14 protein-coding genes and 1 tRNA gene are annotated in these 12,893 nt (G+C 70.1%); 8 read left to right on the forward strand and 7 right to left on the reverse strand.

The window, feature by feature from the left end; all coding sequences use genetic code 11:
- The 3 genes from C475_RS23880 to C475_RS12090 form a co-directional block, all read left to right on the forward strand.
- A partial coding sequence (locus tag C475_RS23880; RefSeq protein ID WP_006884120.1) for a thrombospondin type 3 repeat-containing protein occupies window positions 1–328 on the forward strand: 328 nt, incomplete at its 5' end.
- 83 nt (window positions 329–411) lie between these two features.
- Window positions 412–1,170 (forward strand): glycosyltransferase family protein, encoded by a 759-nt coding sequence (locus C475_RS12085; protein WP_006884121.1) that lies wholly within the window; start codon window positions 412–414, stop codon window positions 1,168–1,170.
- 97 nt (window positions 1,171–1,267) lie between these two features.
- A tRNA-Ser gene (locus C475_RS12090) sits at window positions 1,268–1,351 on the forward strand.
- A gap of 59 nt (window positions 1,352–1,410) precedes the next feature.
- On the opposite strand, the gene C475_RS12095 is transcribed toward C475_RS12090, so the two are convergent.
- From C475_RS12095 to C475_RS12110, 4 genes are all read right to left on the reverse strand, one after another.
- Entirely contained in the window at window positions 1,411–1,755 is a 345-nt protein-coding gene (locus tag C475_RS12095) for a hypothetical protein (protein WP_006884122.1), read from the reverse strand.
- A gap of 658 nt (window positions 1,756–2,413) precedes the next feature.
- On the reverse strand, window positions 2,414–3,169 hold the full coding sequence (locus tag C475_RS12100) for a metallophosphoesterase (RefSeq protein WP_006884123.1): 756 nt from the start codon (window positions 3,167–3,169) through the stop codon (window positions 2,414–2,416).
- Complete coding sequence (locus tag C475_RS12105; protein ID WP_006884124.1) at window positions 3,169–4,869, reverse strand: hypothetical protein; 1,701 nt, start codon at window positions 4,867–4,869, stop codon at window positions 3,169–3,171. Before C475_RS12105 ends, C475_RS12100 begins: the two co-directional genes overlap by 1 nt.
- Entirely contained in the window at window positions 4,866–6,137 is a 1,272-nt protein-coding gene (locus C475_RS12110) for a Single-stranded DNA binding protein (protein WP_006884125.1), read from the reverse strand. Before C475_RS12110 ends, C475_RS12105 begins: the two co-directional genes overlap by 4 nt.
- Window positions 6,138–6,298: 161 nt before the next feature.
- On the opposite strand from C475_RS12110, the gene C475_RS12115 reads away from it, so the two are divergent.
- Together C475_RS12115 and C475_RS12120 are read left to right on the forward strand one after the other, a co-directional pair.
- Window positions 6,299–6,754: a hypothetical protein gene (locus tag C475_RS12115; protein ID WP_152436403.1), complete on the forward strand. Its 456-nt coding sequence runs from the start codon at window positions 6,299–6,301 to the stop codon at window positions 6,752–6,754.
- A gap of 94 nt (window positions 6,755–6,848) precedes the next feature.
- Window positions 6,849–7,511 (forward strand): 2,5-diamino-6-(ribosylamino)-4(3H)-pyrimidinone 5'-phosphate reductase, encoded by a 663-nt coding sequence (locus C475_RS12120; protein WP_006884127.1) that lies wholly within the window; start codon window positions 6,849–6,851, stop codon window positions 7,509–7,511.
- A 48-nt stretch (window positions 7,512–7,559) separates the two neighbouring features.
- On the opposite strand, the gene C475_RS12125 is transcribed toward C475_RS12120, so the two are convergent.
- The 3 genes from C475_RS12125 to C475_RS12135 all read right to left on the reverse strand — a co-directional run bounded on the left by C475_RS12125 (window position 7,560) and on the right by C475_RS12135 (window position 9,831).
- Window positions 7,560–7,850, reverse strand: a complete 291-nt coding sequence (locus C475_RS12125; protein ID WP_006884128.1) for a DUF7545 family protein — start codon at window positions 7,848–7,850, stop codon at window positions 7,560–7,562.
- Window positions 7,851–7,938: 88 nt separating this feature from the next.
- Window positions 7,939–8,985 carry an NAD(P)/FAD-dependent oxidoreductase gene (locus C475_RS12130; protein ID WP_006884129.1) on the reverse strand — a complete coding sequence of 349 codons (1,047 nt, stop codon included), beginning with the start codon at window positions 8,983–8,985 and terminating at the stop codon, window positions 7,939–7,941.
- A gap of 141 nt (window positions 8,986–9,126) precedes the next feature.
- Window positions 9,127–9,831, reverse strand: coding sequence for a DUF2270 domain-containing protein (locus C475_RS12135; RefSeq protein WP_006884130.1), 705 nt, complete (start codon window positions 9,829–9,831; stop codon window positions 9,127–9,129).
- A gap of 155 nt (window positions 9,832–9,986) precedes the next feature.
- On the opposite strand from C475_RS12135, the gene C475_RS12140 reads away from it, so the two are divergent.
- From C475_RS12140 to C475_RS12150, 3 genes are all read left to right on the forward strand, one after another.
- Window positions 9,987–10,271 carry a DUF357 domain-containing protein gene (locus C475_RS12140; RefSeq protein ID WP_006884131.1) on the forward strand — a complete coding sequence of 95 codons (285 nt, stop codon included), beginning with the start codon at window positions 9,987–9,989 and terminating at the stop codon, window positions 10,269–10,271.
- Between the two features lie 168 nt (window positions 10,272–10,439).
- Window positions 10,440–10,988, forward strand: a complete 549-nt coding sequence (locus C475_RS12145; protein ID WP_006884132.1) for a helix-turn-helix transcriptional regulator — start codon at window positions 10,440–10,442, stop codon at window positions 10,986–10,988.
- Between the two features lie 148 nt (window positions 10,989–11,136).
- Window positions 11,137–12,891 carry an Nramp family divalent metal transporter gene (locus tag C475_RS12150; protein ID WP_006884133.1) on the forward strand — a complete coding sequence of 585 codons (1,755 nt, stop codon included), beginning with the start codon at window positions 11,137–11,139 and terminating at the stop codon, window positions 12,889–12,891.
- Window positions 12,892–12,893: the final 2 nt, after the last annotated feature.

Here is a 12,893-nt window from a genome sequence, read left to right on the forward strand (position 1 = left end):
CCGCTCAGAGATGTGTATAAGAGACAGGTCCCAGCGCGAGTGGCTGGACGACCACGTCCGCGGCGGCGCACCCGTCTCGCCACCGAGTTCGCCCTACGCCTACACCGCTCCGGGCGGTGACTTCGACGCCGACGGCGACGGGCTGACCGCCGCCGCCGAACGCGCGAACGGCACGCACCCCTTCACCGCGGACACCGACGCCGACGGCGTCGACGACGGGGCGGAACTGCGCCTCGGGACCGACCCGACCGACCCGTACTCGACGCCCGTGGTCGAGAACGCGACCGCGACGCCGGTGAATAGCGAGGGCAACCGGACGGCGTCGTAACGTCCGGCCCGTCGTGCCGGGTTCGCACGCTCCGATCGGGTCGGAACGGCGCTTTCAAGATGCAGTCGGCCCCCGTTTCGAGTATGACCACAGTCGCCCTGCTCGTCCGCCCCGCCGAGCCCGGCACCGTCCTCGAACATCTCGTCGACAGCGGGGCAGTGACCGCCGAAGAGGCGGCCGACCTCTACGCGGCGATGGCTCGCGACGTGGCCGTCGCCGTCCGGGCCAGCGGGGCCGACCTGCTCGTCAACTATCGGCCCGTCGACGCCGACGACCCGACCGAACCCGCCGAGGACGAGGCGTCGCTGGAGGCGGTGCGCTCGCTGCTCGCGCCCGCGCTCGACGACCCCGACGACCCCCGCTACGAGGTGCAGGTCGGCTCGTCGCTGTCGGCCCGCGTCGGCAACACGGTCACCCACCTGCTCGACCGCGAGGGCGTCCAGAGCGCCGCGGTCGCGCGACCCGCCGCCGCGATGCTCCAGCGCCGCATCGTCGACAGCGCCGCGATGAAGCTCCGCGGGTCGGAAGTCGTCCTCGGTCCCGCCACGGACGGTCGCGTCTCCTACGCCGCGTTCACCGAACCGGTCGACTTCGAGGACGCCTTCGCCCAGCCGGCGGTCGAGACGCTGACCGACCGCGGCCGCGACGCCGGCCTCGACGTGGACTTCCTGGAGATGCTCCCCGTCGCCGAGACAGCGGGCGGCTTCGCGGCGCTGGTGTCGCAGATCCGGGCGCGCCGGCGGGCCGACCTGTGGGTACCGTCCCGGACCGCCGCCGTCGTCGCGGATCTCGGTCTGGTCGCGTCGGCCGACGACGGTGGAATCACGGTCGGTCGGGACTGAGTGGCGAGGGAGTCGCCACGAAGGTCGAGCGACGCCGTCGGCGTCTCTCGGAACTGACCGATAGGACTTAGGGCGGACGGAGAGAACTCCCTGACGCGGTGGGATAGCGAAGTGGCCTAACGCGACTGCCTTGAGAGCAGTTGTCCTCACGGACCCCGGGGTTCGAATCCCCGTCCCACCGTCTTCTGGCGCGAACTGACCCGCGAGTCCCTCGTGTGCTCGCCAGCGTGAGGCAGTCGACTACTCCTCGCGCTCCTGCAACTCACGGATCGCGTCCTCCTGTTCCTTCCGGGCGATGCCGCCGCTCTCGGCGTGGCGGCCGGTGTACTGCGAGTCGGGGATCGCCGACCACACCGAACTGCCGTCCGAGTCGGTCGTTCGCGCGAACCAGACGCTACACACGACGAGGTAGGCGAACACGGCGAGCCCGAGGCTCGGGACGTAGGCGTTCTCGGCGAGGCCCAGCGCCTGGACGGCGGTGTCAAGCAGCGCGGCGGCACCCGTGACGAACGCGCCGCCCAGCAGGAAGAACACGAACAGGATGCGAACCCAGCGGGGGACCGAGAGGTCGACGGTTCGCGACATTGGTAGCGTTTCGTGGCAGCGGGGAAAATGTCTTTTGGCCGACCGATCTGACCGTGTTCAGTTCGTGGTGCGAACGTAGCAGTAGTTTCTGGTTGGGCTGGAGAGAAACGAAGTCGAGCGACAGCGACCGCAGTCGACAGCAGACGGTGAAAGCCCTCAGCGCGCTCGCTGAGAGTCGGATCGACCGCAGTCGGCAGCAAGCGAAGAAAGCCCTCGGCGCGCTCGCGGTCGCTGTCTCTGAAAATCGGAGATTTTCAGGATGACGAGAGAGCTTTGCTCTCTCGAACCAAGCGAGATATCCGCGCTCTCCGCACTGCCCGCGCGGATAGTGCCCGCTCAGGCGACTGGATAGACGCGAGCGCGCCTCGCCCTTTCAGTCCACCAGGAGAGCAAGCTCTCCTGAGCCTGCGCTCACTCCGTTCGCGCAGACACCAGGGACCGAAACCGCACCGCACAGCACCACAGACGGCCACAACCCTCCCCAACCGATTCACTCACTCGCTTCGCTCGTTCCCTCATCCCTCGCACGGCTTCGTCGCGCGCACGAGAGCGCGCGACAGCGCGCGCCACGGTGGATCGCTACGTCCATCGCCCGAACACGTCAGGAAGTTCTCTGACACGTCAGATCGACCCGGAGAATCACGATCGCTCGACGGACTCAGACCCGGCGGTAGTCGCCCAACCGGGTGCCGTCGAGGAGGTACGCCTCGCCGTCGACCAGCGCGTCGGGGAGGAAGGGGGCGAGAAAGTCCTGGCCGTCGACGTTGACCCAGGTGCCGCCCGACAGGTCGTTGAACCCCGGACAGACGACGAGTTCGCCGCCGCCCTCGATATCGGCGTCGTGGAACTCGCGGAAGGGCCCAGGGTCGAGATCCCCGCGGAGCCACACGCGCTCGACGCGAGCGCCACCGACCTCGTCTTCGAGGCGGACGACCGGGTGTTCGTGGGCGACGCAGACGATATCGGCGGCCAGCACGTCGGGACTCGGCCACGTGTGGCCGTGGGCGAAGCCGACCTCGCCGATGCGGACGCCGTGGCCGGGCGTGATCTCGACGGGCTGGTCGACCCGTTCGAGGAGCGACTCGGTGTCACCGTCGTGGTTGCCCTTGACGAGCGTGACCGGCAAGTCGGCGGGGAGCGCGTCGAACAGCGCCAGCAGCTCCTCGCGCTCCTCGCGGCCGGGGTCGCCGATGGCGTGGCCGAGGTCGCCGAGGAAGACCAGCCGGTCCGGTCGCTTCCGGTCGACGAGCCCGCGGAGCGATTCGCGCCGCTCGGGCGAGTGGTCGGGGAGTTCGACGCCGTCGCGGCGCAGGCCGGCCTCGATACCGGCGTGAAAGTCCGCGATCACGAGCGCCCGCTCGCCGTCGCAGGTCGCGAGCGCCGCGGGCTCGTCGGGGATCGGTTCGACGCCCATCAGATCGGTTTGTACACGTCGTCCTCGGGCTCGTAGCAGCGGCCGCCCATCAGCGCGTCCTGGATAGCCTCCCGGACTTCCTCGTCGCCGGCGCCGGTCCGGCCGGTCACCGCCTCGACGATCTCGTCGGCGTGAGCGCCGTCGCCGCCGTCGTGTTCGGCCATCGCGTCCATCACCGCGTCTTCGAGGTCCACGTCCTCGGCCGGTTCGGCGTCGTCCGCCTCGGACTCGGTCCCGGTTTCCGTCTCGGAGTCGGAACCGACCGGCTCGCTCTCGGACGCTTCGGCCGTCGCCGATTCCGTCTCGGTCTCGACGGCGTCCGGTTCGTCGGCTCCGGCCTCCGCTTCGGCCTCCGCCAGGTCCTCGGGGTCGGGCGTCTCGATACCGGCCTCGCCGGGATCGTCGACCTCGTTGCCGCTCGTGAAGCCGGTCCCGTACTCCGCCTCGATCTCCTCGCGCTCCTCGTCGTCGAGTTCGAACTCCCCGGGGTCGAAGTCGTCGAGGTCGTCCCCGCTCGCGGCGTCGGCGCCCGCGTCGGGCGAATCGGCGCCGGCGTCGGGAGCGCCCGTCCCGGTACCGCCTTCGCCGGCGGCCGCGACGGGTTCGGTCTCGGCGCCAGCGGGCTCGGTCGACGCCGGCTCCGACGGTTCGGCGTCGGATTCGGTCGCCGACTCCGCGGTGGCGGGCTCGGCGGGTTCCGGTTCGCTCGACGCCGCTGGTTCCGGTTCGCTCGACTCCGTGGATTCGGGTTCGCTCGACCCGGTCGTCGGTTCGGATCCGGGCTCTGACGCGGCCGCTGACTCGGTATTCGCGTCGGCGGTCGCGGCACCGTCCGCTGCGGTGTCGGACGTGTCGGTGTCGGCGGTCGCAGTGGCGGTGTCGGACGCCGTGGCCTCGTCGCTCGCCGTCTCGGACTCGTCGATTTCGCCGAGATCGGTGGTCTCGCCGCCGACGCTCGCGGCCACGTCGAGGGCGGCCAGCGTCGCCGGGTCGGTGTCGCCGGGCGCGTCGGGGGAGGCGGAGTGGGCGTCGACCTCTTCGCGCTCGCCCGCGACGACTTCGAGGGCCTGGACGGCGGTCGACCGCACCGCGTCCAGATAGGCCGCGGTCGTCCCGTAGTGGTCGATGGCGAGCGGGATCCCCGCCGCCAGTCCGGTGTCGACGCCCTCGGCTTCGAGCGCCGCGCGGAGTTCGTCGCCGCGCTCCTGGCGCTGCAGGGCACCGGCCATCGTCCGCACGCGGTCGAGCGTCTGCCGGGCCGTGCCGACCGTCCAGCGGTCCCGCGTCTCGGCGTCGACCTCGTTGACGTTCTCCGGCCGGATCGACGTGTAGGTCACGTCGGAGTCGTCGGGCTGGAAGGTGCGGGCCTTCCCGGTGACCGCGACGAACATCGGCGGCTGGGCCTGGTCGAAGAAGGCCTGCGCCTCGGGCTGGTACTGCCCGGCGTAGACGACGAACGCGCCCGTCGGGTCGACGATCCGGGCGCGGAGCACGTCCTCGCTGGCGTTCTCGACCTCGGTGAGGACGCCGACGACGAACAGCCGGTTGACGCGGCCGCCCGTCGGTGAGACGACGTAGTTCGGGGCGCGCTCCTCGTCGCTCTCGGAGTAGGAGAAGTCGGCGTCGTCGAACTCCGCGGCGAACAGGCGATAGGCGACCTCGCGCCGTCCCGCGCCGCCCTGGTCCTCCGATCCGCTCATCCGCGGACCTCCGTCAGCAGGTCGCTGGCGCGACTCGCGGGGTCGTCGTCGGTCTCGTCGAACGACCGGGCGTTGAGATTTGCGCCGTACTCGTCGACCGACAGCGACCCGCGGACGCGGAACTCGCGGCCGACGAGCGTCTCGCGGATGTCGTCGGCGACGGCCTCCTGGTCCATCTCCTCGCGAGCGTGGTCCTTCGCGTCCTCGATGTCACCGCCGTATATCTCCTCGGTGAGTTCGTCGTCGAGGATCGCCGTGACGGTCCCGGTACCGTCGTCGAGGATCGCCTTGATCCGCAGGTCGTCGACGCCGTCGACGGCGCCGTGGGTCCGACACTGGCCGTTTTGAACGACGCGGCCGCACTCCGGACAGCGCTCGATGAGGCCGGAGCCGTCCCGCACAGCGATGACGTTGCCGACCAGCTCCACGTCGAACAGCCCGCCCGATTCGATGGCGTCGCGGACCGCCAGTCTGGGGGCTTCGTCGGTCGGTTCGACCGTCCGGTCCAGCGGCGCGACGGTCGTGAACTCCGAGACGTTGACGGAAGGCGCGCCGCGGAACTCGCGGACGAACACGTCCTCCAGCCGGATCGAGGCCCCTTCGGTGATCGCCTCGTGGGGCTCCCAGTCGGTGAAGGGCAGTCGCGTGGTCTCGTCGGCGAGGATGCCGCTGAGGATGTCGGTCTCGCCGTCGCGACCGTCGATGGTCTTGGTCTCGACCTCCAGCGCGGTGACTTCGACGTTGATCCCGCGGTCGCCCGGTTCGAGTTCGGCGAGGCCGGAATCGCCGCCGACCGGGTAGTCCACGTCCAGATCCTCGTCGGCGAGCCCGATGGTCGTACTCTCGCCGAGGTTGAGTTCGGGTTCGCCCTCCCACTCGCGGATGCCCGCGTTGCCGGCGGTGATCGTCTGGCCGGCCTGGAGGCCGAAGTCGTCCCAGGCAGTGTAGGATATCTTGCCGGTCTCGTCGGCGATCTCCCCCTCGAAGATGACGTTGTCGTTGCCCTGGTAGCGGATCGAGCGCTTGCCCACGGTGAGGACCGTCCCGGTGACGGTCACGTTCGAGTCGCCGGTGGTGATCTCGGCGATGGACTTCGTCGTGGGGCCGCCCCCGCCGCCACCGCCGTCGCCGTACTTCCGACGGAGGCTGTCTTTGGCCTCCTCGACGGGCACGCTGTACTCCACGAGGTTCTCCAGGTCCGATTTGACCTCCGTTTTGTCAACACCGAGGTCGGAGGCGAGCTCCTCGGCATGGTCGTCTAAGCTCATCACCGGACCTTCGGCTGGCCCCGGTAAAAATCGTTCCCGTCGGGGTGCCGACCGCGGGGACTGCCCGCGTCGCGGCGTCGAGCCGCCCGATTCGGGGCGGAGATATCACCGCAAGTGACGTTCGGGGTAGCTATTTGACGGTCGACGGCCGAGGGGAGTGTATGCAACCTCCGACCTTCCGGGGGAAGCCGTCCGAGTCACACGTGCTCTGGCGGCGGTCGGGGGTGGGTGCGGACGCGCCCAAACGGTTCGACGAGGCGCACCTCCGCGAGTGGTGTTCGGCGAGGAGCATCGACTTCGAGACCGACAAGCGCGTCGACCACGAGCGTTCCGACCGGCCACGCCGGCAGTACCGCTGTGTCTTCGCCTGGGCGGACACCGAGAGCGAGTCGTTCGAGGTGGGCGACGACGAGTGGGAGATCGCCACCCAGGAGACGCCGCGCACCTTCCTGGAGATCGACGAGGCCGGCGAAGCGCGGCTGAAGAGCTGGACCGACGAGTACGTTTTCGACGTCGAGGCGCTGTGGACCGACGGCGACGCCGTCGTCTTCCGCGCCGCCGGCATCGACGGCGCCAAGCGCCTCGAGGCGCGGAGGCTGACCGACCGACCGGGCTGACCGCGCGGTCGGACGGAGCGGTCACCGGCGCCGACGGGAGCGCGACGCGACCCACACCGAAAGCGGTTTTCCGCCGAGGACGTAGCTACGGAGTATGCACGTCGTCGTCAACGCGGCCATGAGCGCCGACGGGAAGCTGTCGACCCGCGAGCGCGAACAGGTCGAGATCAGCGGCCCCGCCGACTTCGACCGGGTCGACGCCCTGCGCGCCGAGAGCGACGCCGTCATGGTCGGCGTCGGAACGGTGCTGGCCGACGACCCCTCGCTGACCGTCGACGACGACGCCCGCCGCGAGCGCCGGCGCGACGCCGGCAAACCGGACAACCCGGCGCGCATCATCGCCGACTCCCGAGTCCGAACGCCGACCGACGCGCGCGTTCTCGACGACCGCGCCGAGACGTTCCTCCTGACCAGCGAGGCCGCCCCGCAGGACTTCGTCGCCGAGATCACCGAGGCCGGCGCCGAGGTCGTCTCCGCCGGCGAACAGCAGGTCGCCCTCCCCGAAGCGCTCGCACAGCTCGAAGACCGCGGCATCGAGCGCCTGATGGTCGAGGGCGGCGGCGAACTCATCTTCTCGCTGTTCGCCGCCGACATGGTCGACGAGCTCTCGACGTTCGTCGGTCCCGCCGTCATCGGCGGGTGGAAAGCGCCCACGCTCGCCGACGGCGACGGCTTCGTCGGCGACTTCCCGGAGCTGTCGCTGCGGGACGTGGAACGGGTCGACGACGGCGTCCTGATCCGCTGGGACGTTCCCTGAGTGGCCGGGACGGGACCGTCGTTCGTAGCTACCGGGAAGAAAGCCGCCTCAGTGACTGTGACCGGTCAGTTCCGCGAAGCTGCTGCCGAACCGCTCCTCGAACAGGTCGAGCGTCAGTTCCTCCGCGTCGGCGACCTCGTCGCTCACCTCGCCCTCGCTGTGGTGGGTGGCGCTGTGGATGCGCTGGGCGAGACCGAACATGGCGATGTCGCCGACGACCTCCGGGGGCGACTCGTCCTCGCTTTCGGCGAGCATCTCGATCAGCGCCGTGGGAACTTCGAGTTCGTCCGTGGCCTCGTCGGTTTCGAGCGTCAGCGTGACCGTCTCGGATTCTGCCATAGACCCCGTAGGCAGACGCTCCTTATGGGTCTGGTGGAAGCGTGTGCGCTCGCCGCCGTTCCGCGCGAAAATCGGTTACCCGACCGTCTCAGTCGTCGGCTTCGGCGGCCGCCTCCGCCTCGCTCTCGGCGGGCACCTCGCGTTCGAGGTAGTCGTCGGCGTCGATGGCGGCCTTACAACCCATGCCGCCGGCGGTGATCGCCTGCTGGTAGTGGTGGTCGACCACGTCGCCCGCGGCGAACAGTCCCTCGACGCCCGTGGCGGTCTGGTCGCCGCCGTCGCCGCCGAGCGTGTCGATGTAGCCCTCGTCGTCGAGTTCGACGCCGGTGTCCTGCAGGTAGTCGGTGTTGGGCGTGTGACCGATGGCGACGAACACGGCGCCCACGTCGAAGTCGAACTGCTCGGTTTCGGGGTCGTCGAGCTTCTCGGAGGGGTGGCCCGACTCGTTCTCGGCGAGGGTGACGTGGTCCACGCCTTCCTCCTGGGAACCGTGGACCTCCAGCAGTTCCGTGTTGCGCATGATCTCCACGTCGCCGTCGTCGACTTTGTCCATCAGCCGGTCGATCCAGTAGTCCTCCGCGCGGAACTCCTCGCGGCGGTGGACCAGATAGACGGTGTCGGCGAAGCGGGTGAGGAAGTCGGCCTCCTCGAAGGCCGCGTCGCCGCCGCCGACGACGACCATGTCCTCGCCGCGGAAGAAGGCGCCGTCGCAGGTCGCACACGTCGAGACGCCGAAGCCCATCAGGTCGTCCTCGCCGGGGATCCCCAGCGTGCGCGCGCTCGCGCCGCTGGCGGCGATAACGGCGTCGGCGGTGTAGGTGTCGCCGGTGTTGAGTTCCACTTCGAAGGGACGGGTCTCGTCGTCGAGGTCGGTGACGACGCCGTGTTCGATCTCGGCGCCGAACTGCTTGGCCTGGGCCTTCATGTCGTTGACCAGCTCGGTGCCGCCGACGCCGTCGGGGAAGCCCGGATAGTTCTCCACGTCGGTCGTCAGCGTGAGCTGGCCGCCGGGCTCGTCGCCCTCCAGCACGAGCGGGGCGAGGTTCGACCGCGCCGCGTAGATGGCGGCGGTCAGCCCCGCGATCCCCGATCCCGCGATGATAAGCCGTCGGTGGTCGCTCGTCTCTGAACTCATTGCCCACCGGTAATGGAGGATGCCGTATGTAGATTGCGCTGTCGCGTCGACCGGCCCCAGCCGGCGGGTACGTCGGCGAACGCGTCCGATCCCCGTCGGCGCTCACAGGTGTCGGCCGGCCCGCTCGACCGGTTCCCACGCTCACTCGTCTTTCCACTCGCCGACGCGCTCGCCGTGGACCTCGCCTTTGGCCCGCCGGTCGATCGGCCAGACCGCGAGCGCGAGGACCGCGATGTAGCACACTGCGAGCGCACCCGCGACGACGGCGCCGGGGACCCCCGGAAGTTCGGCCGCCTCGGTCCAGCGGTTCTCGGGGGTGAACAGCGTGACCTTCGCCACCCACGCGGCGCCGACCACGGCGAACAGCAGGCCGTAGGTGCGCCGGAGCCGCCGCGAGAGGGCTTCGAGGGCGCTGACCTTGAACGTCGGATAGCGCAGGTCGCGGCTCAGTTCCTCCCGCCAGTCGGCGTGTTCGGCGCCCTCCGGCGAGAGCGCGTTCGCGAAGACGTTCTCCTGAACGAGCCGCACGCGCGACCGGTGCAGGTCGTAGAAGCGGTACCGGCGCACCTCGTAGGAGAGGAAGGCGGCGAGCGCGCCGACGCCGATGAGCAGCAGGTACGCCGGCGCCGCCGGACCGGCGAAGACGACAGATAGCAGCGCCGCGATCAGGGTTATCGCCCACGTCGTCGTGCGGTCGATCCGGTTCTGGGCGCTGTTGGCCTGGCTCACCTCGCCGCGGTAGAAGTGCGGCAGCGCGGCGAGCAGCGCGTCGGTGTCGCCGGCGATCTCAGCGGCGATCTCCTCGTCGCCGCGGTCGAGCGGACTGTCGCTGTGACCCTCGTCCATACCGGCCCTTCGCCCTCGACGCCCAATACCCCCCAGAGAACGTGTGTATCGGGCGAGTACCGCGCAATCGACCGGGACGCTCCGCCGAGTCGACGCGGCGTCGCCCGCCGGTCGACGACCGAACGCTTAGGGTCACGCCCCCGCTCCGGTCGGGTATGCCCGCCGAACTACGGGAGAAGACCGACCGCTACGAAGGGCTGCTCGCCGAGGCGCTCGACGCCGCCGAGGTCGCACCGCCCGAGGGGACGCCGATGGCCGACGCCGCCGCCGAGTGCGAGGAGATGGCCCGCTCGTACCTGGAGGACGGCCGCCACTTCCGTGAGAACGAGGACCCCGTCAACGCGCTGGCCTCGTTCTCGTACGGCCACGCCTGGCTCGACGCCGGCGCCCGCATCGGGCTGTTCGACGTGCCCGAGGAGGGGCATCTGTTCACCGTCTGAGCCGCTCGTTTCGTCGACGAGGGGTCACTCGCCGGGCCTCGGGTCTGTCGTCACACGACCCGGGAGTGCAGCCGCGTCCGCTCCGGTGGACGTGGTGTGACCCGGGTCGGGGACGTGTCGGCCCACCGCACAACGCTTTTAGCCATCGTTCGCAAACGTCCGATAGCGATGACACAGGGCCCGGACTCGGACGCCGAATCCACGCAGGAGTCTCGGGTTCCGGTTCGGGAGGTCCACGAGGTGTTCCGCCGGCGCGAGGACCGGGCCCGCCCGCTGACGGCCAGCGACATCATGAACGCCGTCGGCTGTTCGCGACGGACGGCCCACAACAAACTGAACGAACTCGTCGAACGCGACGTTCTCAGGACGCGGAAAGTCGGGTCGCGCAGTCGCGTGTGGTGGGTCCCGATCGAGGCCGACGACGACGGTGCGCGGGTCGAACCCGACCGAGCGGACCTCCTCGCGGACGTCGACCTCCCCGGGACCGGCAAGACGCTCAAGGCGCGGGAGGCGGCGCTGGTCGCCGCCTACGCGTACCTCCGGGAGTACCCCGAGGCCAAAAAGTCCGACTTCCTCCAGGAGGTCTACCCCGAACATCCGGCGGGGTTCGAGACGGCCGAAGGGTGGTGGAACGCGCTCCAGCCGGCGCTCGCGGACCTCCCCGGCGTCGACCCGCCGGAAGAGCGCGGCCACATCTGGCACTTCCTCGGCGGGTGACCGAGAGCGGGCCGTCCGGCAGGTCGCGGAGTCGGTGGACGGCCCGGCGCACAAACACTTTTGGTCGGAACGTCCGTGGGACAGCGCAGACGACCGACCTGGCGGCGTTCACCCACATGACAGACTGCACGCGAACGAGTCCGCTGGTATGACCGAGGACACGCGCGAGGTGTCCGACGAGGACGTCTACACCACCCGCGAGGAGGGGCGGAGCTACTACGGCAGTTCCTACATGCCGACGGCCTACGACAACCTCGACCTCGCACCGGAGACCGACGGCTACCCGGACCGCGGGCGACCGGACGACCGCGGCGACAGCGACGCCGGGTTCAGGGTCCTCGATCTGCCTCGCGTCCCGAAGCTCTCCCACGTCGTCGGTCCGAGCGCGATCCTGCTGGGCGCGTCGCTGGGCAGCGGCGAGACGCTGTTCTGGCCCCTGCTCGTGGCTACCAGCGGGTGGGGTATCTACTGGCTGTTCGTCGTCGGCGTCCTCACGCAGTTTTTCATCAACACCGAGATACAGCGCTGGACCGTGGCGACCGGCGAATCCGTGTTCAGGGCGTTCGAACGCGTCGGGAGGGGATGGCCGCTGGCCCTCCTCGTCGGCGGGTTCGTCAGTCTCGGCTGGCCGGGCTGGGCCGCCAGCGCGGCGCGCATCGGGAGTATCGGTCTCGGCATCGAGGCCGACGCCGTCGGCGTCGCCGGTCTCGAACTCGCGACCTGGAGAGTCGCCGGGATCGGTCTCCTGGCGCTCATCTGGCTCTCCTATCAGGTGACGCCGGTCATGTACAACGTCGTCGAGCGGGTCCAGTTGCTGCTCGTCTCGCTCTCGGTCGTCGTCGCGGTCGTCCTCTTTCTCGTCACGGGGTCGGCCGGCGAACTCGCGGCCGTTCCGGGTGCCGTCGCGGGCGGGGCCAGCCTCCCGGCCGAGGGCGACGTCGCACTCGTGCTGGGCGGTATCGCCTTCGCCGGTGCCGGCGGCTATCTCAACCTCTCCCAGAGCCTCTGGGTGCGCGAGAAGGGCTACGGGATGGGACGCTACCAGGGCCGGGTGAAGAATCCGGTCGTCGGCGACGACTCCGAACCGGTCCAGCGCGACGGCTTCACGTTCCCCCCGACGGCGGTGAACCTCCGCCGGTGGCGCGGCTGGTGGCGGCTCGTCCAGCTCGAACACCTGCTGACGTTCGTCCTCGGGCTCGCAGTGACCGGCACGATGTTGATGGCGCTGGCCGCCGCCCACGCACCGGGAACGACCGACGACGCCGTCGTCATGTGGACGGAAACCGTCGTCCCGCAGCTCGGCGCGCTTCCCAGTGCCCTGCTGTTCGTCGCGCTGTTCGCCGCGCTGTTGACGACGGAGTACGGCATCGTCGAGTCGGTCGTCCGCAACAGCGCCGACGTCGTCTACGAACTCCACGGCCGCCGGGCGGGCTGGGCCCTCCCACGGATCTTCTGGACCGTCCTCACGGCGTTCGTCCTCTGGGGGATCGCCATCCTCGCGCTCCCGCTCCCGTACTCGCTCGAACGGCCCTTCGGCCTGCTCGTCGCCGGCGCGACCCTCTCCGGACTGTTGATGTGGCCTTACACCGCGCTCCTGACGGTCGTCAACACGACGCGACTGCCGGAGCACACCCAGCCGGGGTGGCCCCGGCTGGTGGCGCTGTGGTGGGCGACCGCCTTCTTCGGGTACTTCAGCGCGCTGCTCGTGGGCGACTGGTTGCGCGTCGTGGACCCGACCTTCGCGACCGAGCTCGGCGTTCTCGGGAGCGGGCCCGGCGGGTACCTGCTTTTCACCGGCGTGGGGGCCGTTCAGGCGGTGGTCGTCGTCCTCTCGGCGCGCGGCAAGCTCGCCGCCGGCGACACCGTTCCCGGCGCCGACGACGCACGGGGGTTGCTCGGCTGAAC

It is taken from the genome of Halosimplex carlsbadense 2-9-1 (assembly GCF_000337455.1).
GTDB classification, from domain to species: Archaea; Halobacteriota; Halobacteria; order Halobacteriales; family Haloarculaceae; genus Halosimplex; species Halosimplex carlsbadense.